General features: G+C 64.1%; 14 protein-coding genes and 2 tRNA genes. 6 read left to right on the forward strand and 10 right to left on the reverse strand.

The window, feature by feature from the left end; all coding sequences use genetic code 11:
- Positions 1-8: 8 nt before the first annotated feature.
- From OIT41_RS02835 to OIT41_RS02850, 4 genes are all read right to left on the reverse strand, one after another.
- The gene (locus tag OIT41_RS02835) at positions 9-815 is read right to left on the reverse strand and encodes an ATP-binding cassette domain-containing protein (RefSeq protein WP_264637393.1); all 807 of its coding nucleotides are present in this window, start codon (positions 813-815) and stop codon (positions 9-11) included.
- Complete coding sequence (locus tag OIT41_RS02840; protein ID WP_264637394.1) at positions 812-2,950, reverse strand: dipeptide/oligopeptide/nickel ABC transporter permease/ATP-binding protein; 2,139 nt, start codon at positions 2,948-2,950, stop codon at positions 812-814. Before OIT41_RS02840 ends, OIT41_RS02835 begins: the two co-directional genes overlap by 4 nt.
- A gap of 2 nt (positions 2,951-2,952) precedes the next feature.
- Positions 2,953-3,858 carry an ABC transporter permease gene (locus OIT41_RS02845; RefSeq protein WP_264637922.1) on the reverse strand — a complete coding sequence of 302 codons (906 nt, stop codon included), beginning with the start codon at positions 3,856-3,858 and terminating at the stop codon, positions 2,953-2,955.
- Between the two features lie 157 nt (positions 3,859-4,015).
- On the reverse strand, positions 4,016-5,656 hold the full coding sequence (locus OIT41_RS02850) for an ABC transporter substrate-binding protein (protein WP_264637395.1): 1,641 nt from the start codon (positions 5,654-5,656) through the stop codon (positions 4,016-4,018).
- Positions 5,657-6,017: 361 nt separating this feature from the next.
- Here OIT41_RS02850 and OIT41_RS02855 point away from each other — a divergent pair, with 361 nt between their 5' ends.
- Complete coding sequence (locus tag OIT41_RS02855; protein ID WP_264637396.1) at positions 6,018-6,746, forward strand: FadR/GntR family transcriptional regulator; 729 nt, start codon at positions 6,018-6,020, stop codon at positions 6,744-6,746.
- 164 nt (positions 6,747-6,910) lie between these two features.
- On the opposite strand, the gene OIT41_RS02860 is transcribed toward OIT41_RS02855, so the two are convergent.
- Positions 6,911-6,984, reverse strand: a tRNA-Arg gene (locus OIT41_RS02860).
- A gap of 283 nt (positions 6,985-7,267) precedes the next feature.
- Here OIT41_RS02860 and OIT41_RS02865 point away from each other — a divergent pair.
- The 3 genes from OIT41_RS02865 (at position 7,268) to OIT41_RS02875 (ending at position 12,452) form a co-directional block, all read left to right on the forward strand.
- On the forward strand, positions 7,268-9,094 hold the full coding sequence (locus OIT41_RS02865; protein ID WP_264637397.1) for a phosphoenolpyruvate carboxykinase (GTP): 1,827 nt from the start codon (positions 7,268-7,270) through the stop codon (positions 9,092-9,094).
- A 168-nt stretch (positions 9,095-9,262) separates the two neighbouring features.
- Entirely contained in the window at positions 9,263-11,845 is a 2,583-nt protein-coding gene (locus OIT41_RS02870; RefSeq protein WP_264637398.1) for a PEP/pyruvate-binding domain-containing protein, read from the forward strand.
- A 1-nt stretch (position 11,846) separates the two neighbouring features.
- Positions 11,847-12,452, forward strand: coding sequence for a TetR/AcrR family transcriptional regulator (locus tag OIT41_RS02875; RefSeq protein WP_241709702.1), 606 nt, complete (start codon positions 11,847-11,849; stop codon positions 12,450-12,452).
- A 48-nt stretch (positions 12,453-12,500) separates the two neighbouring features.
- On the opposite strand, the gene OIT41_RS02880 is transcribed toward OIT41_RS02875, so the two are convergent.
- The 4 genes from OIT41_RS02880 to OIT41_RS02895 all read right to left on the reverse strand — a co-directional run bounded on the left by OIT41_RS02880 (position 12,501) and on the right by OIT41_RS02895 (position 16,186).
- Entirely contained in the window at positions 12,501-13,661 is a 1,161-nt protein-coding gene (locus OIT41_RS02880) for a globin domain-containing protein (RefSeq protein ID WP_264637399.1), read from the reverse strand.
- A 152-nt stretch (positions 13,662-13,813) separates the two neighbouring features.
- Entirely contained in the window at positions 13,814-14,263 is a 450-nt protein-coding gene (locus OIT41_RS02885) for an RrF2 family transcriptional regulator (protein WP_241710640.1), read from the reverse strand.
- Positions 14,264-14,287: 24 nt separating this feature from the next.
- A complete protein-coding gene (locus OIT41_RS02890) occupies positions 14,288-14,740 on the reverse strand; it encodes a hypothetical protein (protein WP_241710641.1) in 453 nt (150 codons plus the stop codon).
- Positions 14,741-14,767: 27 nt separating this feature from the next.
- Entirely contained in the window at positions 14,768-16,186 is a 1,419-nt protein-coding gene (locus OIT41_RS02895) for a phosphomannomutase/phosphoglucomutase (RefSeq protein WP_078106569.1), read from the reverse strand.
- Between the two features lie 124 nt (positions 16,187-16,310).
- Between OIT41_RS02895 and OIT41_RS02900 the strand changes: the two genes are divergently transcribed.
- A complete protein-coding gene (locus OIT41_RS02900) occupies positions 16,311-18,482 on the forward strand; it encodes a RecQ family ATP-dependent DNA helicase (RefSeq protein ID WP_264637400.1) in 2,172 nt (723 codons plus the stop codon).
- Positions 18,398-19,915 carry an MFS transporter gene (locus OIT41_RS02905; RefSeq protein ID WP_413542305.1) on the forward strand — a complete coding sequence of 506 codons (1,518 nt, stop codon included), beginning with the start codon at positions 18,398-18,400 and terminating at the stop codon, positions 19,913-19,915. The genes OIT41_RS02900 and OIT41_RS02905 overlap by 85 nt, the downstream gene beginning before the upstream one ends.
- A gap of 122 nt (positions 19,916-20,037) precedes the next feature.
- On the opposite strand, the gene OIT41_RS02910 is transcribed toward OIT41_RS02905, so the two are convergent.
- A tRNA-Ser gene (locus OIT41_RS02910) sits at positions 20,038-20,125 on the reverse strand.
- Between the last annotated feature and the right edge of the window lie 37 nt (positions 20,126-20,162).

Raw genomic sequence — 20,162 nt, forward strand, 5'->3', positions numbered from 1 at the left:
GGAAAAACTTAGGTGTGAAGCAGGCTGGGCGCGGCGCCGAGCAGCTTCTTGGTGTAGTCGTTGCTCGGGTTGTCGAAGACCTGGGCGGCCGGGCCTTCCTCGACGATCTGTCCGAAGTACATGACGCAGATGCGGTCGGAGACGTAGCGGACGGTCTGGATGTCGTGCGAGATGAAAACCATGCCGAGGTTCAGCTGGGTTTTCAGGTCGGACAGCAGGTTGAGGACTTGGGCGCGGACGGAAACGTCGAGGGCCGACGTCGGCTCGTCCGCCACGATAATGTCAGGAGCGAGGGCGAGGGCGCGGGCAATCGCCACGCGCTGGCGCTGGCCGCCGGAAACCTGCGACGGCGTGACCTCGCCGGCCGATTGCGGCAGGCCGACGAGGGCCAGCAGTTCCTTGACCTTGTCGGAGCGCGACGCGGCGTTGCCGATGCCGTGCACCTGCAGGGGATCGGTGAGGATATCCTGGATGGTCATGCGCGGATTGAGTGCCGTGGCCGGGTCCTGGAAGACCACGGAGACGGCGCGTCCGAATTCCTTGCGCATCCGGGCGTTGCGTTTGATGGCCGGCTTGCCGTGGAAGAGAACCTGGCCCGACGTCGGGGCCTGGAGTCCCACGAGCACTGAAGCGAGCGTGGACTTGCCGCAGCCGGACTCGCCGACGATGCCGACCGTTTCGCCGCGGCTGATGCTGAAGTCCACGCCGTTGACTGCCTTGACGATGTTCGGCCGGAAGAGACCGCCCGTGCGGGCACGGTGGTGGACCTTGACGTCTTTGAGCTCGATGACCGGCTTGCCGGTTGAAACGCTCACTTTGCGTCCTCCTTCAGGTGGCTTGCCCAGTAGTGGTCGCGGTCTGCTCCGTCGCCGGCAGGATCGACAACGGCGAGGACCAATTGCTGGTTCGGGTCGGCGTCGGGCCTCAGCGAGCGGGCTGCAAAGCGGTCGCCGGGAGCGAAATCGCGCGGCGACGGGACGGTGCCGGGGATCTGGTGGAGGCGGACGGCGTCGGCCTCGATGGAAAGGACGGCGCCCAACAGGCCGCGGGTGTATTCGTGCCGCGGGTTTTGCAGGAGCTCCGAAGCCTGTGCGGATTCCACCACCTGGCCGGCGTACATGACCGTGATCCGGTGCGCCAGGGAGGCGACCAGGGCGAGGTCGTGGCTGACGAAGACCATGGCGAAGCCGAGCTGCTCGCGCAGTTCGTTGAGCAGTTCCACTACCTGCTTCTGGACGGTGACGTCGAGGGCGGTGGTGGGTTCGTCAGCCACCACGATCTTCGGCGAGCGGGAGAGCGCCATGGCGATCAGGACGCGTTGGCGCTGGCCGCCGGAGAGCTCATGCGGGTAGCTGGCGAGCGTCCGGACGGGATCGAGCTTCACCATTTCCAGCAACTCGGCGGGGGTCTTGCGGCCGCCGCGCCTGGTCAGCTGGGTCATCTGCTCCTTGATCTTCATGGAAGGGTTGAGCGAGCTCAACGCATCCTGGTAGACCATGGCGATCTGTTCGCCGCGCAGGCCCTGGTAGGCCTTGGCGTTGCTGTGCTTCGAGCCGGAATCCAGGAGTTCCTTGCCGTCGAAGGTGATGGACCCGGTGATCTCGGCGGTCTTTGGAAGGAGGCCCATGATCGCGAGGGAGGTGATGGACTTGCCGCAACCGGATTCGCCCACCAGGCCCATGGTCTCTCCTTCGCGGACGGTGAAGGAGACGTTGTCCACGATCGCTGTTTCGCCGAAACGGCCGGGGAAGCGGATGGACAGGTTCTTGACCTCCAGCACGTTGCGGGCGTCGGCGGGGACCTGGGGGAGCCGGTCCGTGCGCTTGGCCTCGATGGACGCGAGGAGCTCGAGCTCCTTATCCAGCAGGGCGTGGGGATTCTCCGCCGCGAGTCGCGGATCATTCAGGACAGACGCCGCGTAGTCCTCTTCCGAGAGCGGATCGCCGTTGGCGGCGCGGACGCCGTCGAGCTCGTGCTGCTCGACCACGGAAGACTGGGCTACCGACGTCGCGATCTCGGTATCGACGGCGGCACCGGCCACTGCCGCGCCCGCAAAGGCAGCGGCAGCACCGTCGTCGTCCTTCACAACGGGAGCCTTGCGCAGCTTCGGGTTCACCATGGCATCGGTGAGGCCTTCGGCGAGGATGTTCAGCGCAAGCACGGTGAGCAGGATGGTGAGGCCGGCGAAGGTGGTTGCCCACCAGCCGCCGGACAGGACCAGGTTGCGGCCGTAGGAGATCACGTTGCCCCACGACGGCGCGGGATCCTGGACACCGGCGCCGAGGAAGGACAGGGATGCTTCGAGGATGATGGCGTCGGCCACCATGACCGTCGCGAAAACCAGCACCGGGGCCGCGGTGTTGCGGACAATGTGCTTGAGGAGGATGTAGGGGCGGCTTGCACCCATCACGCGTTCGGCGCGGACGTAGTCTTCACCGTATTGGGAGAGCACATTGGCGCGGACTACGCGGGCGAGCTGCGGCGTGTAGATGATGGCGATCGCGACGATGATCGTGGGCACCGAGTTGCCGAATGCGGCCAGGAGTACGGCTGCGAGGGCGATGCCCGGGAACGCCATGAGGATGTCCATGAGGCGCATGATGATCTCGTTGACAGCTTTGCTGGACGTCGCGGCCAGGGAGCCAAGCACTGCGCCGACGACGATCGCGAGGGCCACTGCGCCGAGGCCGATCATGAGCGAAGACTGCGAACCGTAAAGGAGCCGGGAGAAGACGTCCCGGCCCAGGCGGTCGGTACCGAAGAAGTGGTCGCCGTCCGGCGCTTGCGCCGGAATGAACGTTTCCAGGGGATCGTGCGGCGCGATGACCGGTGCGAAGATCGCCGCCAGGGCGATGACCACGAGGAACAACAAGGCAAAACGCGATCCCCACGGGAGGGACTTGAAGCGGACGCTCGGGGCGCTGAGCCGTTCAGCAAGTTTGCTGCGCATGGCTATACCGTCCTGATTCGGGGGTTGATGAGCAGGTACAGGAGGTCAACCACGATGTTCACCAGAACGAAGGTGACCGAGATGGTGAGGACCACGCCCTGGACCAGGTTGACGTCCAGGTTGGTGATCCCGTTGAGGATCAGCTGGCCCATGCCGGGAAGGGCGAAGATCATTTCAATCACGACGGCGCCGCCCAGGAGGTAGCCGATCCTGAGCCCCAGCACGGTCACCGGAGTCACGAGCGCGTTGCGCAGGACGTTCCGGGAAACCACTTCGCGGTAGGGGACCCCGTTGCCGATGGCCGTGCGGACGTAGTCGCGGTCGAGTTCCTCCACCATGGACGTGCGGACCACGCGGATAAGCGAAGCCGAGACCGGAATGCCGAGGGCGAGGGCCGGGAGCGCCATCGAGTTGAGCCAACCGCCGAAGCCGGACTCCGGCGTCGCGATTCCACCCGAGGGAAACAGCGGGTTGTCGCCGAGCGCGAACCACTGGATGAGCAGGATGCCTAGCCAGAAGGACGGGGTGGCGATCGCCGCGATGGAGAAGATCCGCACCAGCTGGTCCTGCCACTTGTCGCGGTAAAGGGCGCCGATGATGCCGAAGACCAAGGACAGGACGATGGCGATGATCACGCCGAGGAAGGTCAGCTGGAGGGTCAGCGGGAAAGCCGAGGCGATCATGCTCGCCACCGACTTGGACGGCGGGGTGGTGACGCCAAGATCGAGATGCAGGAGCCTGCCGAGGAAACGGAAGTATTGGACGAACAAGGGATCGTTCAGGCCGTTGTCCTGGCGGTACTGCTGTTTGGCTGCCTCGCTGGCGCCTTCGCCGAGGGCCGAGCTGGCCTGGTCGCCTGGTGCTGCTTGAAGGACGAGGAAGACCAGCAGTGTGATGCCCAGGATCATCAAGGGCAATGCTGCGAGCCTGCGTCCAAGCAGACGCAATATCATGACCAATTTGTTCTCCGGTTACTTTGGTGCGGGTACCCAACTAACTCGCAGTAAGTGTCGTTTTGAGCCGTCTAAACGACAACAAATGCGAGTCAGTTGGGGTGGGGTGTGGCTAGGCTGTGCGGCCGACGCCGATGAAGGACAGTCCCGTGGTGGGCAGCGGCTTGAAGCCCGACAGCTTCTTTTCGTCCCAGGCACTGGGGAGCTGGCGGTGGAACAGCGGGTACAAGGGAAGTTCCTCGGAGACGAGGTCCACGATTTGGCCGGTGATCTTCTTCGCGTCAGCGGCCGCGGCCTGTGATCCCTTATCCATCAGGCCCTGGAGGGTGGCGCTTTCCGGGGTAGTCCAGTAGGCGCGCTTGGCCATCCAGGTGGCGCCGGAGTAGAACCAGCTCAAAAGCAGGTCCGCGTCGTTGCCGAAGACGGAGGGGTCGCCAGGGGCCGCGACTACCGAGAAGTCGGCTTTGCCGACCCTGTCTGAGTACAAGGCTCCGGACTGCAGGTTCTTCGCGGTGACCTTGACGCCGGGGATCTTGTTCCAGGATTCCAGCATCAGCGGCGCAACGTCCTTGACCCAGGCGGTATCCGTGGTGAGCAGTTCGAATTCGAGGTTGCTCACTCCGGCCTGCTTGAGGAGGTCCGCGGCCTTCTGGGGATCGTAGCCATAGACGTTCTTTGCCTTGACGTAGTCCGGGTGGCCCTCCTGGAAGTACGACGACGCGGCCTTCGCATTGCCGAACAAGGCCTTCTTGATGATGGCGTCTTTGTCCAGTCCATAGTGGAGTGCCTGGCGGACCAGCTTGTTGTCGAACGGGGCCTTGGCACAGTTGAACATCAGGAACAGCATGCCGAAGGACTGCACGGATTCAACCCGTGTCTTGGACTTGAGCCCGTCCATGTCCAGGTAGGGGACGTCTTCGATCGCCTGGACGCGTCCCGACTGGGCTGCCGTGACACGGGCTGCCGCGTCCGAGAGCAACAACCAGGTCATCCCCTTGGCGAGTGCCGGCTTGGGGCCGTTGTAATCGGCGAATGCTTCGAAGACGATCTTGTCGTCCTTGACGGCCGAGATCAGTTTGTAGGGGCCGGAACCGACGGGCTTGGCATCGAATCCCTTCTGATCGGTCGAGGCCAACGCCTTCGGAACCACCTTCACCACGGAGATTCGCGGTCCGAAACCGGGGAAGGGGTATTTCAGCGAGAATTCCACCGTCTTCGCGTCGAGGGCCTTGACGTCTTTGATGAAGGGAATGAACTGGGAGAACAAGGACTTGTTGGCCGGGTCCATCACGCGGGTGAAGGAGTAGACAACATCGTCCGTGGTGACGGGGGCGCCGTTGTGGAACTTGGCGCCGTCGCGGATGGTCACCTGGTACGTGGTGTCGTTGACCTTTTTGGGGTCGCTCGCGGCCAGCGCGTTATAGGGCTCGCGGGTAGCGGGGTGGAGTTCCACGAGGCCTTCGAAGATGTGCAGGTTGGCGGCCTGCGGCGTGGCGCCGGAAGACGTCAGCGGGTCGAAACCCGTGGACAGGGCATAGGAGATGCCTGCCTCGATGGTGAGGTCCTTGTTGACGGTCGCAGTGTTGTTCGCTCCGCCCGTCGTGGTGGAGGCAGGACCGCCACACGCGGACAGGGTGGCCGTGAACGCTGCCGCGGCTCCGATCGCCCCGGTCAGCTGGAGGAAGTTGCGCCGGCTCGCGTCGCTGACCAGCGGCAGTTTGTTAATCGTGTTGCTCATAAGATGCCTCACCATTCAAGTTTTCTGGTTATCGGATGTAGGACATCCGATGCTCGTAAAGAAACTGTAAGGGCGGTCACACGAAGTCGTCAAGCGAGATCTGGATCACTGGCGACCCGACGGGCGGCTCCGGCGCTGCCAGCGGGGGCTGCCGTCGGGGCCCTGCGCCACGGTTCACCGGCGGGGTCGGCCTGGGGCTCGGTCAAAAATAAGGGCGAACATCTATCAAGGATATGGGACATCCGATATTGTATGTTGCGAAGCACTATATCCACGGTGGGCGCTAGGCTCACCTCAACATTAACACCGCACTGATTCCTTGTCCCCGGTCCTCACAGGATCCAGGCCAAGGATGAGTACTTTTGCAAGGAGAGCCATGACCACTTCCGGTGTCGTTCCGCAGGCGCGGTTCAGCGCACAGGCCCGGCTCAGGGCCCTCCAGTCGGACATTATGGAATTGATCCTCGAGCGCGAGCTCGAGGCGGGCGATCCATTGCCCACGGAAAACGAACTCTCCGTGGCTTTGGGCGTAGGGCGCAACACACTGCGCGAGTCCCTGAAAGTTCTGCAGGCCCTCGGTGTCATCGAGATCCGCCATGGTTTTGGCATGTTCGTCGCCCCGAGCAACTTCGAGGCGCTCGCCGACGGCCTGACATTCCGGGGCCGTTTGTCGCTGCGCCACCAGGGGTTCGAGGCGCTGCAACTCGTGGACGTGCGCCAGGCCCTCGAGTCGGGGCTGATCGGATCCTCGATGGATGTGATGACCACCGAGCAGCTCGCTTTGATCGAAGAAGCCGTCAAGCAGATGGAGGAGCTCGCGAACTCCGGCGAGAACTTCGTCGCCGCCGACGCCGAGTTCCACCGCCGGCTGTTTGAGCCACTGAACAACGAGCTCCTCATCAACCTGATGGGCGTCTTCTGGAAGGTCTACCGGAAAATACACGTGGAAATCGGCTCCGACAACGAAGATCTTGTAGCCACGGCGGCCATGCACCGAAGCATCTACACCGCCGTCGCCACCGGGGACAAGGCCGCGGCAGCCGAACTGCTCAACCGCCACTTCGATGGGATCCGCCGCCGCATCAGCGACGCCGTCGCGGTCTAAAGCCTGGCACCCAAGCTCACGGGCCGCCGTCGTGCTTTGTCATGAAGTACGACGGCGGCCCTTGCCTGTTGTGCGCGCGGCACCTGGAGGGCGCGCCAACCAAACTCGGGCCTGGAATTTAACGAAAAAAGACCCGCACCGAAGCCGGTGCGGGTCTTGATTTGTGCGCCCAGAGGGATTCGAACCCCCGGCCTTCTGTTCCGTAGACAGACGCTCTATCCAGCTGAGCTATGGGCGCATCTTGGTGATTCTGGGGAGTTTCAAACTCGTTCCCCCCTCGAACCTCAATAAACTTTACGCGAGATCGCTGTTGGTGCCAAATCGATGCGGTGTAATCTGCCTAACTAGACCGGTCTATGTGACGTTGGTCACTAAATTTGGCAAATCTTTGACGCAGATCCTTGATTTTTAGGGGTTTTGCGTCGAAATGGTCAAGAGATCCCATGTCTGGACCCAGATTGGTCTACTCCGCGACCCCTAGCATTTAGGACACACCACTGAACCCGAGGAAGGGAACCACGATGGGCGATCTGGCGCGACTGCCGTTGCTTGAGAAGGCACCTACTACGCATGCACGCCTGTTGGCCTGGGTGGAGGAAGTAGCCGAGCTGACACAGCCGGACCGCATCCACTGGGTCGACGGCAGTGAAGCTGAAAACAAGAAGCTGACCGACGAACTCGTTGCGGCCGGCACCCTGAAGAGGCTGAACCAAGAGCTCTTCCCCAACTCTTTCGCTGCATTCTCTGATCCCGCGGACGTAGCCCGCGTGGAAGAACAGACCTACATCTGCTCCGAGAAGGAGCATGACGCAGGCTTCACCAACAACTGGATGGCTCCGGCCGAGATGAAGCAGAAGCTGCGCGGGCTGTTCGCCGGCTCCATGCGCGGCCGCACCATGTACGTCATTCCGTTCGTCATGGGCCACCTGGATGCCGAAGATCCGAAGTTCGGCGTCGAGATCACCGACTCCGCCTACGTAGTTGCCTCGATGCGCATCATGGCCCGCATCGGCACAGACGTCCTTGAGCGCATTACGCAGACCGACGCTTTCTTCGTCCCCGCGTTGCACTCCCTCGGCGCTCCGTTGGAAGCCGGCCAGGCCGACGTCGCATGGCCTTGCAACCCCGACAAGTGGATCGTGCACTTCCCGGAAGAGCGCTCCATTTGGTCCTTCGGCTCCGGCTATGGCGGCAACGCACTCCTCGGCAAGAAGTGCTACGCCCTCCGCATCGCATCCGTCATGGCCCGCGACGAAGGCTGGCTGGCCGAGCACATGCTCATCCTGAAGCTGACTTCGCCCGAGCAGAAGACCTACTACATCTCCGCGGCATTCCCCTCCGCTTGCGGCAAGACCAACCTCGCGCTGCTCGACCCCACCATCAAGGGCTGGAAGGTCGAGACCCTCGGCGACGACATCACCTGGATGCGGTTCGGCAAGGACGGCGAACTCCGCGCCGTCAACCCCGAGGCCGGCCTGTTCGGCGTCGCTCCCGGCACCGGTTGGGGCACCAACCCCAACGCGATGCGCGCTATTGCCAAGGGCAACAGCATCTTCACCAACGTCGCGCTGACCGACGACGGCGGCGTCTGGTGGGAGGGCATGACGCAGGAAACTCCGGCGCACCTGACTGACTGGCAGGGCAACTCCTGGACTCCCGAGTCCGACAAGCCTGCTGCGCACCCGAACTCCCGCTTCTGCACCCCGATCGACCAGATCGACATGCTCGCCGAGGAGTACTTCAGCCCCGACGGCGTAGAGCTCTCCGCGATCCTCTTCGGCGGCCGCCGGAAGACCACCATCCCGCTGGTCACCGAGGCCCGTGACTGGTCCAACGGCATCTTCATGGGTTCCACGCTGTCCTCCGAGACCACCGCTGCTGCGGCCGGTGCCGTCGGCGTCGTGCGCCGCGACCCCATGGCCATGCTGCCGTTCATTGGCTACGACGCAGGCGACTACCTGAACCACTGGGTCAACCTGTCCGCCAAGGCCAACCCTGAGCGGCTGCCCAAGATCTTCCTGGTCAACTGGTTCCGCCGCACTGCCGAAGGTGGATTCGCCTGGCCCGGCTTCGGTGACAACGCCCGCGTCCTCAAGTGGGCCATCGAGCGGCTTGAAGGCAAGGCCGACGCCGTCGAGACCCCCATCGGCTTCGTGCCGACCGGCGAGGCCATCGATCTCGAAGGCCTGGACATGACCCCCGCCGAGGTGGAAGCCGCCGTACGCGTCGACCCGGCCGAGTGGGAGACCGAACTGGCATCGATCGAGGAATGGTACGCAAAGTTCGGCGGTTCCCTGCCAGCCGCGCTCATCTCCGAGCTCGACGGACTGAAGGCCCGCCTGGCCTAGCCCACCTGCCGGAACCTGGCTTACGACGACGGCGATCCCGCACCTCGGTGCGGGATCGCCGTCGTCGTTTCCGCACGGTGGAGCAGTCGTCGCGGAGCATTGTGCCGTGATCGGGCCGAGAGTAGCTTTTAGAGAACCAACAGTTCTCTAATTCCGGGGGTCCGCGTTATGGACGATGCCCAGCAGCACACCAAAGACTCCACGGGGTCGGGGCCGCCTGAATCGCCGAAGCAGACCATCGCGTCCTTGGCCCAATTTGGCGTGGGGGACATCGCTGTTGCCGGCGGAAAAGGTGCCGCCCTGGGGGAGTTGGTGCGTCAGGGGTTTCCCGTGCCGCCGGGATTTATCCTCACCACGGACGCGTACTCGTCCTTCCTGGCGGAAACGAACGTGGGTGCCGCGCTGGGCGGTTTCCTGTCCGTCGGGCCGGATGAAGCTCCCGACGGCGGCGATGGTGCCGGTAGTGCGGCACTCCGGGCCCTCTTCGCCGGGGCGGAAATGCCCGGCTGGCTGCGGCAGGAGATCCTCGATGCCTATGCGGGGCTGGGCGGCGGGGCAGTTGCGGTCCGCTCCAGCGCCACGGCGGAGGATCTTCCGGGAGCCGCGTTCGCCGGTCAACAGGACACCTATCTCAACGTGCTCGGCGGAGACGGTGTAGTACAGGCGGTGGCCAATTGCTGGGCATCGTTGTGGACGGACCGGGCCATGGCCTATCGCCGACGGCAGGGGATCGATCCGCACGAGGTGGCGATCGCCGTCGTCGTGCAAAAAATGGTGCCCGCCGCGATGGCGGGCGTGCTGTTCACTGCGAACCCGGTCACGGGCGAGCGCGGCGAGATGGTGGTGGACGCGAACCCCGGGCTGGGGGAGGCCGTGGTCTCCGGGAGGGTGACGCCGGAGCACTACGTGTTGGACCGCTCGGGGAAAACGCTGAGTTTCACGCCCGGTGGCCGCGAGGTGGTGATCAGCGTGGCCGAGGGTGGCGGTACGCAGGAAAACTCCGGTACGCAAAGCACGAAACCAGGGCTCGCCGCGGAGGAATTGGCGGAACTTGCCAGGCTGGGAAGGAAAGCCCAGCAACATTTCGGCCGGCCACAGGACATCGAGTGGGCGGCGGTCGACGGAACGCTGTACATCCTGCAGTCGAGGCCCTTGACCGCCCTCCCGCCCCAACCGCCCGTCCTCAACGCGGTCCAACGGCGCGTCGGGCCGTTCTTCATCGAGATGTTCCAGGAGCGGCCCTATCCCTTGGACGTATCCGGCTGGATGAGTAGGGGGATCCTCGCCATGCTGCACGGGATGGCCGGGAGCGTGGGGGTGGTCTTCCCGGCGGTGGAGGAGTTGCTGCCGGAGGAAGACGGGGTGGTGGTCCAGCTCATCCCGCCGGTTCCGCGCCCGACTGTCCGTACGATTGCCGCGCCGCTGTCCTTGTTGCGCCGGGCGAGGCGATTCAAGGCTGCCGCCTGGACCCGGGATCCGCGTTTCTCCCTGTTCCTCGGCAACATCGAACGACTGAACGGCACGGACCTTGGCCCCTTGCGGTGGCGCGTGGTTGTTGCATTTGCCGGGGAATGCTTCGCGGCGATGCAGAGCATCACAGATTTGAGGGTTTCGTATCTGCCGGGCATCCTGGTGCCGGTGCTGAAAATGCGGTTGATGCTCTTGCTCCTGGGCAAGACGAAGCTTGCGCCTGCATTGATCGCGGGGGCGGAAACGCGGACGAGCCAAGCGAACAGGGCCCTCGAACGGCTCGCTTCCATGGCGGGGGACGATCCGGGGTTGTCCCGCGCGTTACTTGGTTCAGCACCCCGTGAGCTCCTGGACGTGGTGGAAAAGGAACCCGGTCATCGCGCATTCCGAGAGGCTTTCGAGGCGTTCCAGCTCGAGTACGGCCACCGCGAAACCACGAGCGTTGTCCTCAGTAGTTCGCCTACGTGGTCCGATGCCCCCGAGGTGGTTCTGGGGTTGGTCAAGGCCATGTCTGGAGAACGGCCTCAAACAGTTGACCAGTCCGGGGATGCGCTCGCGGCACTGAAACGCCATCCGGCCCTCCGCTTCGAACCGCTGCGTCGGCGGGTGCTCGCCGCCGTCGAGTCCGCACAAGCCGGCATGGCGTTCCGCGAGGACAGCCACTTCTACGCGACCAAAGCCATCCCGCCGATCCGCCGGGCCTACCGGGAGCTAGGCCGCCGGTTGGTGTTGGCCGGCGTGCTCGATGAGCCCGACGAAATCTATCACCTGCGGTTTGAGGAACTTGAGTCCATCAAGGACAACGACGACGGCGCGCTGCCGGCTTCGCTCCGTGACCGATTCCGGCCGCTGGTGCTGGCGCGCGCGGCGAAGCGGCGCGGGCTCGAAGGCATCCCGTTGCTCGATCCGGCTTTGCTCTTCGCCGGGAACCGCAAGGTCGAAGGGGCCCTGGTCTCCGGCACTCCGGCCAGCCGGGGCCAAGCGACCGGTCCGGTCCGTGTGATCCGTGGACCGGCGGAGTTCGGACGGTTGCGCAGTGGAGAGGTCCTCGTCTGCCCGTATACCAACCCGGCCTGGACGCCGCTGTTCCAGAGGGCCGCCGCGGTTGTGGTGGACGCCGGTGGGCTCGGCTCACATGCGGCGATTGTCGCGAGGGAATACGGCATTCCGGCCGTCATGGGAACCGGCTCTGGCACGAGTATCCTGGCCGACGGCCAACGGGTATTCGTGGACGGAACCCGGGGAGTGGTCCTGCCGGCCGCTTCGGCGGAGAGGCCTTGAGATGCCGCAGCAGCGGGATCACCGGAAGCTGCCGCGCCGCCGCGGGGCGGCCCTGAATAGCGCAATCTTCAAGGCGGTCCGGGAAGAGATCGCCGAATCCGGCTACGCAGGGTTGACCATGGACAGCGTTGCCGAGCGCGCCAGGGCGAGCAAGGCGTCGCTCTACCGGCGGTGGCCCGGGCGCGCGGCCCTGGTCCTCGAAGCAGCCTACGATGCCATGCCTGGTCCGGCGTCCGCGCCCGATACCGGTAGCCTGCGCGGAGATGCCCTCGCGATCCTGCGGCTCGTGGCCCAGCAACTGGAAGGAGCAGTAGGGCAAGCCATGCGCGGGCTCTTGGGTGAGGCGCTGCAGAATCCGGCGGTGGCGGCTGAGATCCGGGAGTACGCCCGCGGCAACGTGGCAAAGATCATGCGCGCCATCATTGAGCAGGCCGCGTCCCGCGGCGAATGCGATCCGAGCGTAGCGACGGAGACCAGGATCGAGGCCGGCCCCGCCTTGTTGCGGCAGCGGTTCATCTTCTCGGGCGCGCCGATCGACGACGAATTCCTGGTGCACGTGGTGGACGAGGTGATGCTGCCGCTGCTAATGGCCGGGCCGCCCAACTGACTCGCAGTAGGTGTCGTTTTGGGGCCTCTAAACGACACCTACTGCTTGCTAGTTGGCGAGCCAGATGTCCGGACCGAAGACTTCGTAGTGAATCTTTGTGGCGGGGATTCCGGCGTTGATCGCTTCGTTGCGGATGTGCTTCATGAACGGCAGCGGCCCGCACAGGTACAGTGAGGCGTCGGCCGGAAGGTCCACCTCGCGCAGCGACATGAAGCCCGCTTTGGCCCCGGCCTGCGGTTCTTCTAGCCAGAGCTGCAGCTCGGCTGCGTCCAAGCGCTCGACGTCGTCCGTCATCTGGCCGCGAAGCGCCCAACTGTCCAGATTGCTCTCGGCGTGGAGCACCAGGATCCGGCGGTCGGAGCCGGAATCGGCGAGCGAACGCAGGATGGAAGCCGTCGGCGTGCAGCCGATGCCGGCCGAGGCGAGGACCACGGGACCGTTGCCATCTTTGAGCGTGATTTCGCCGTAGGGATTGGAGATCTCCAGGACATCGTCGACCTCGACGTCGTTGTGCAGCACGGGCGAAACCTCACCGCCGTCGTCGATCTTGGTCGTGAAGCTGCGGCTGGTGCCGGCGTCGCCGGAAAGCGAGTACTGACGGACCTGGCGCAAGCCGTCCGGGAGCGTGACCTTGACGCTGATGTATTGGCCCGGCAGTGCTTCGGTGATGGGGGTGTCGTCGGCCGGCTGCAGGATGAAGGTCATGGACCCGGTGCCGGCGGGAGCCTTGGACGCCACCTTCCATGGGCTCCACATTTCGCCATTGGCCTGCGCCGCGTACAGTCCCTTTTCGAGCTTGATCAACGCGTCCGCCATGAGCCAATAGACCTCTGTCCAGGCTTCGGCGATTTCAGGGGTGATGACATCGGCCAGGTCCTCCGCGATCGCGGCGAAGAGGTGCTCATAGACCACTAGGTACTGCGGCTCGGTGATCCCCAAGGATGCGTGGCGGTGTGCAATGCGTGACAGGACTGTCTCCGGCAGTGTGCCGGGGTTGCTCACCAGATGGCTTGCGAAAGCAGCGATGCTTCCGGCCAATGCCTGCTGCTGGCTGCCGGAGCGCTGGTTCGAACGGCTGAACAGCCCGTCGAGCAGCTCGGGGTGCGCTGCGAAGAGGCGGGAGTAGAACTTGGGGGTGATGTCACCAATCCGGGAGCCGACGAGCGGCAAAGTGGCCTCGATGACGGGGAAGGACTTGTCCGAGAGCATAGGTACTCCTGTCTTAATGGCCCGCGGTTGCATGCGGACCGGCCAATACTTGTATTTGAAATGCAAGTATCTATAGCTAAATTTCTACACGCTGTAGAAGGATTTGGCTAATCGGCAGCCCACCGACTGTCGGCGGGCGCTCCAACACGGCCTTACAGTCCGGATCGCAACCCGATCGCCTGGAATACAGGCGCCATTTGTCGCAAACGCGGCAGGGAGGAGACGACGACGTCGTCCAGCTCCCGGTAAAAGGCCTCCCTCGCGCGGGCCAGGGCGTGGCGCAGGCCGCATTCGGTGATCAGAGGGCAGTCGCCATGGGCGGATTGGCACTCGGCGGGGTCGGATCTGGTGTTCAGTTCCCGCAGAATCTGGCCAATGGTGGCTTTCTGTCCGGCGGCACTGAGCCTGGATCCACCGTTGCGGCCGCGCTCGACGTCGATGAGGCCCAGCTCCCGCAGCCGAACAATGGCCTTGCTGACATGGTGGTACGGAGTTCCCACGGCGTCGGCGATGTTTTGGGTCGTCAAGAGTTCACCTGCGGGCACGGACGAGAGAACCAGGAGCGCACGCAGGCTCACATCCGCGAAGGCATTGATCTTCATGCCCTCAAGCTTACGGAGTAAGGCCTAGTCCACCCATACGAGGGGTTCATTGGTGTCGCCTTCGGCGTTGTCGAAAGTGAAGCCTTCGGCAGTCCGGACATAGGGGACAACGGCTGCCATCAGCCGGCCGCCGCGATGCTCAGCTGCGGCGTGGATCCCGTCAGAGCCGTGTTCCGGAAGGATCACGTCGCTCGCAATCGCCACCGCACGGTATTCGTCACGGCCTTGGCGCAGCAATTCGAGGATGTCCGCCAGCATCAAGTCTGTGTCGACGCTTCCCTCATCGTCCGGCTCTCCAGGGGTTACGAAGACGATCCGAAGTTCGTCATCCTCATCGAGAGTGACAGCGAAGGGCAGGAATCCTCCGTTTTGTTCCAAGTGTTCCTGTGCCGTTGCCAAGGCGGCACCCAGGGTTTCACGCACTTCACGGAGTTCGTGTTCCTCAGTGCTTTCGAGGCCTTTGGTTGTGGTGCTCATGCTGCTGCTCCCTTCCGGGGCTGCCTGCTAGGACCGGACCAGCGCGAGGACGCGGTCCCGGACCTTTTCCATGGTGGCAACGTCCTTCGCCTCGGCGTTCAGGCGCAAGAAGGGCTCCGTGTTGGACGGACGAAGATTGAACCACCAGCTGCCGTCTTTCGCGGTGAAGGTGCTGCCATCCATGGTGTCCACGTCGACGTCTTCGCCGTCGAAATCGACGCGGACCCGCTCAATGGCCCCTGCCTTGTCTTCGATTTCGGAATTGATTTCACCGGAAGAGACGTAAGGCTCGTACTGGCGGCCAAGCTCGGACAGCGGACCGTCCTGCTCGCCCAATGCCGCCAAGACGTGCATGGCTGCGAGCATGCCGGTGTCGGCGTTCCAGAAATCGCGGAAATAGAAGTGTGCCGAGTGTTCGCCGCCGAAGACGGCTCCTTCTTCTGCCATGACGGCCTTGATGAACGAGTGCCCCACGCGCGTGCGCACAGCCCTGCCACCATCCATCGCCACGAGTTCCGGGACTGCCCGCGAGGTCAGCAGGTTGTGGATGATCACGGGGGTCTCTTCACCGGCGGCCTGTGCGCGGGCGATTTCCCGGCGCGCAACCATCCCGGTGATGGCAGACGGAGATACCGGTTCGCCCTTCTCGTCGATCACGAAGCAGCGGTCGGCGTCACCGTCGAACGCCAGGCCGATATCCGCGCCGTGCTCGATGACTGCGGCCTGCAGATCGCGCAGGTTTTCGGGCTCAAGGGGATTGGCCGGATGATTCGGGAAGGAGCCATCCAACTCAAAGTACAGGGGGACGATCTCGAACGGCAGGGCGGGAAGCAGCTGATCGCCAAGCACTGCGGGGGTGGTCAGCCCGGCCATGCCGTTTCCGGCGTCGACGACGATCTTCAGCGGACGCGAGCCGTTCAGGTCAACCAGGCTGCGCAAGTACTCCGAGTAGTCCTTCAGGACATCGCGGGTGCTGATCTTGCCCTGCACCTCTGCGGCCGGAATGCTTCCCGTGTTGAGGTACTCCTCAGCCAGTGCCTGGATTTCCTTGAGGCCTGTTTCGGACGAGATCGGCTGGGCGCCGGCCTTGGACATCTTGATGCCGTTGTACTCGGCGGGGTTGTGGCTTGCGGTGAACGTGGCGCCGGCTGCATTGAGGGCGCCGCACGCGTAGTAGAGCTCGTCGGTGGAGATGAGGTCCAGGAGCTGGACATTGGCGCCGCGACGGGCGGCGCCGTCGGCGAATGCCTTGATGAATTCAGGGGATGACGGGCGCATATCGCCGCCAACCAACACAGTCTCGCCAGCGAGGCCGAGGGTGTCGACGAAGGCCGCGCCGACGGATTCCACGATGTGGGATGTGATGGATTCGCCGACGATTCCCCGGACGTCATAGGCCTTGAAGGAAGCCGAGAGGTCAAATGTCTTGTTCTGCTCGCTAGTCACGCGCTCAATCTTACTGTGGAGCGAGGTCGTCGCTACGCCGGGACTTCATCTATGTTGAAAACGTTTGTCCACATAGATGAAGTCACGGGTTCTGGCTGTCTGTGGGGGCTGGAATACTGAAGCCATGCCCAACAACCCGGATGCTGCCCTACTCGCAGCAGAACAGTCCACCACCCGGCTGCAGGCCCTTGAAGTACTGAAAGAGCTGGTCGGAAACGCGGACGCCCGATTCCACGACGGCCAGTACGAGGCGATTGAGGCCCTCGTCGACGCCGGAAGGCGCGCCTTGGTGGTGCAGCGGACGGGCTGGGGCAAGTCGGCTGTGTACTTCGTCTCGTCGTTGTTGTTGAGGCGCCGGGGCGCAGGTCCCACCCTCATCGTTTCGCCGCTGCTCGCACTCATGCGGGACCAAGTGGCGGCAGCCGCACGTGCTGGCGTGAGGGCCGTTGCGATCAACTCCGCAAACCAGCTTGAGTGGGACAACGTCCGGGAGCAGCTGGCCGCGGACGAGGTTGATGTACTCCTGGTTTCGCCGGAGCGGCTTACCAATCCTTCGTTTCGGGAGAACCAGCTTCCCGAGCTCATTCGGCGCACCGGTCTCCTGGTGATTGACGAGGCACACTGTATTTCGGACTGGGGACACGATTTCCGCCCCGACTACCGGCGCATCTCCGACCTCATCGAGCAACTGCCGGACAGTGCTCCAGTGCTCGCCACCACAGCCACGGCCAACTCCCGGGTGGTCCACGACATCGAAGAGCAGCTCGGTGCCGGAGTATTGACCATCCGCGGGGAGCTCGGCCGTGAGTCCTTGCGGCTGGGGGTCTTGAAGCTCGCCGATTCGCGGGATCGCCTTGGGTGGTTGCTGACCCACCTTGCAGACATGCCAGGCAGCGGAATCATCTATACGCTGACCGTTTCGGCCGCTGAAGACACCGCCAGGCTCCTCTCCGAGGCAGGCCACAACGTCTTGTCCTACACCGGACGGACGGACCCCGCGGATCGCGAGCGGGCCGAGCAACTCCTTAAGGACAACGAGGTGAAGGCGCTGGTTGCCACGTCGGCGCTCGGCATGGGCTTCGACAAGCCGGATCTCGGGTTCGTCATCCACCTTGGCGCGCCGTCATCCCCGGTGGCCTACTACCAGCAAGTCGGCCGTGCCGGCCGTGGCGCAGCAAATGCCGACGTGCTTCTTCTGCCCGGATCCGAGGACCGCGAGATCTGGCAATACTTTGCGACTGCGTCAATGCCGTCGGAGGAAAAGGCCGCCGCCGTGCTCAACGTCTTGGCCGGATCCGGCTCTGCCTTGTCCACCGTGGCACTCGAAGCGCGGGTGGACCTGCGCCGGACTCCCTTGGAACTCCTGCTGAAGGTCCTGGCCGTGGATGGAGCGGTGGAGCGCGTAGGCGGTGGCTGGAAATCCACGGGACGTCCCTGGATTTACGACGCCGAGCGCTACGCCCGTATCGCCGAGGCACGGGTGGACGAGCAGGATTCCATGGTGATCTACCAGGACACCGCCGGGTGCCGCATGGAATACATCACCGCGGTCCTGGACGACGAGTCCGCGCGTGAATGCGGCCGCTGCGACAATTGTGCCGGCAAGTGGTTTCCGGCGGACGTGGCAGCAGCAGCCGCCGACGCCGCCGGTCAAACCCTGCGGCGAGCGGGTCTTGCTCTCGAACCCAGGCTTCAATGGCCCAGCGGCATGGATCGGCTGGGCGTGAGCGTGAAAGGCAAGATCAAGCCGGAGGAGTTGCTGTCCGAAGGGCGCATCCTGGCACGCCTGACCGACCTCGGCTGGGGTGGTGCCCTCCGTGAACTCTTTGCCGCCGGGGCGGCTGACCGCGAGGTTGAACCTGCCATGTTGCAGGCCTGCGTACAGGTCTTGCGCGAATGGTCTGCCGGAGACGGCCGATCCACCGGGTGGAGCGGTCAAGGGCGCCCGGCTGCCGTCGTGAGCGTTCCGTCCAGGAACAAACCGGTGCTGGTCGAATCCCTGGCCCGCGGCATAGCCGGAATCGGCCAGATGCCGTATTTGGGTTCCCTCCAACTCCAACACGAGGGACCAACGGGCGGGCGGGGCGGCAACAGCGCCTATCGGCTGGCCGGCGTCTGGGAGCGCCTTGTGGTGGGTCCCGAACTTGGAGAGAGCCTTGCCTCGCTCGGCGGTCAAGGCATCCTCTTGGTCGATGACCTGGCGGACAGCCGATGGACGATGACCGTTGCCGGCCGGGCCCTCAGGCAGGCGGGAGCCGGATCAGTGCTGCCTCTCGTCCTCGGTCAAGCAGCGTGACCGGCTCCGTCCCGGACGTCCAGTCCGAATCCAAGTGGCAGCCGCGGCTCGCTTTGCTCGTGGCCGCCACCTTTTTCATGGAGTTCCTGGACGGAACAGTCCTGACTACTGCCATGCCGAGCATCGCGGCCGACTTCAAAGTGGTCTCGGCCGACGTCAACATCACCATGACTGCCTACTTGGTAACCGTGGCGATGGGGATTCCGCTCAGCAGTTGGCTCGCGGAACGCTTTGGTGCGCGTCGGATTTTCTGCCTGGCGATCGCCGTGTTCACCTTGGCTTCGCTGCTGTGCGCTGCGAGCCAGAACCTCACCCTGCTGACCTTGAGCCGCGTGGCACAGGGTGCTGGCGGGGCCATGATGGTTCCGGTAGGGACTCTCGTAGTGTTGCGGGGCACGCCCAAGTCGGAGCTCCTCCGAGCCACGGCATTCCTTGTCTGGCCTGGGTTGCTGGCGCCCGTTTTAGCGCCCCTTGTGGGCGGAGCTTTCACTACCTATCTGTCCTGGCACTGGATCTTCCTGATCAACGTGCCGCTGGGCCTCGCAGCCTTCATCGCAGCCCTGAGGCTGGTTCCGCGTACGGGAGGCGATGCTGGCCGACGGCTCGATTGGCGCGGGCTCACGCTCACCACCTTCGGCGTCGGATCGCTTGTTGTGGGTCTTGAAGGGATTGGCGGTCATGGTGGCGGTGTGGTGCCGGCAGTCGTGCTGTTGGCCGGTGCATTGGCATTGGCCGGAGCGGCCTGGTGGATGCTCAAGGCCAAGGCTCCGCTCTTCGATCTCCGGGTTTTCGCCACGCGCACGTTCCGGGCCACCTCCACCGGAGGGTTCATCTATCGCCTGACCATCAGCTCGGTGCCTTTCCTGCTGCCATTGTTGTTCCAGGACGGCTTTGGCTGGGATCCGCTGAGGTCCGGAGCCATGGTGGCCGCGGTATTTGTCGGCAACATCGGCATCAAGCCCGCAACGACGCCCATCATTCGGCGGTTCGGATTCAAACCCGTGTTGGTCTTCGCCTCATTTGCCTCGGCCGTCACCCTTGCCGCTTGTGCAGCGCTCAATGCGGGGACTCCGGAGCCGCTGATTATCGCTTTGCTCCTGGCCAGCGGGGCATTCCGTTCGATCGGATTCTCGGCGTACGCCTCCGTGCAGTATGCGGACATTGTTCCAGGGGAGCTTCCCTCTGCCAACGCGGTGTCGGCAACATTGGTTCAACTGGCCGCGGGTGCCGGTATCGCAGTGGGTGCGCTCTTCCTGCGTCTCTTCGACCATGTGTCGCTTTTCGGCGGCGGCCCATCCTCCGCGTACCGTGGCGCCTTCCTCGCGATGGCTGCCGTGATGCTCTTGAGCACGGTGGACAGCCTCACCCTGCACCGGCACGCCGGAGCCGAAGTCAGTCGCAGGGTTATGAGCAAGGCCCAGAAGCGGCGCTAGGGCTGCGCAAAATTCAAGGACCTTGTCAGCGGCTTCTCGCACTCGCGGTCCCTCGGTCTCGCGGTCCGGTCAGAGGACCCGGGACGCAAAAAGGCCCCGGTCCGAAGACCGGGGCCAAAACGCGGAGACGGGGGGATTTGAACCCCCGGTGGAGTTGTGCCCCACACTTCATTAGCAGTGAAGCCCATTCGGCCGCTCTGGCACGTCTCCAGTTGCTATTGCTAGCCAACCAAGGATACGCAGAACT

Origin of the sequence: Arthrobacter sp. YA7-1, assembly GCF_025960325.1 — a bacterium.
Taxonomy (GTDB): domain Bacteria; phylum Actinomycetota; class Actinomycetes; order Actinomycetales; family Micrococcaceae; genus Arthrobacter; species Arthrobacter bambusae_A.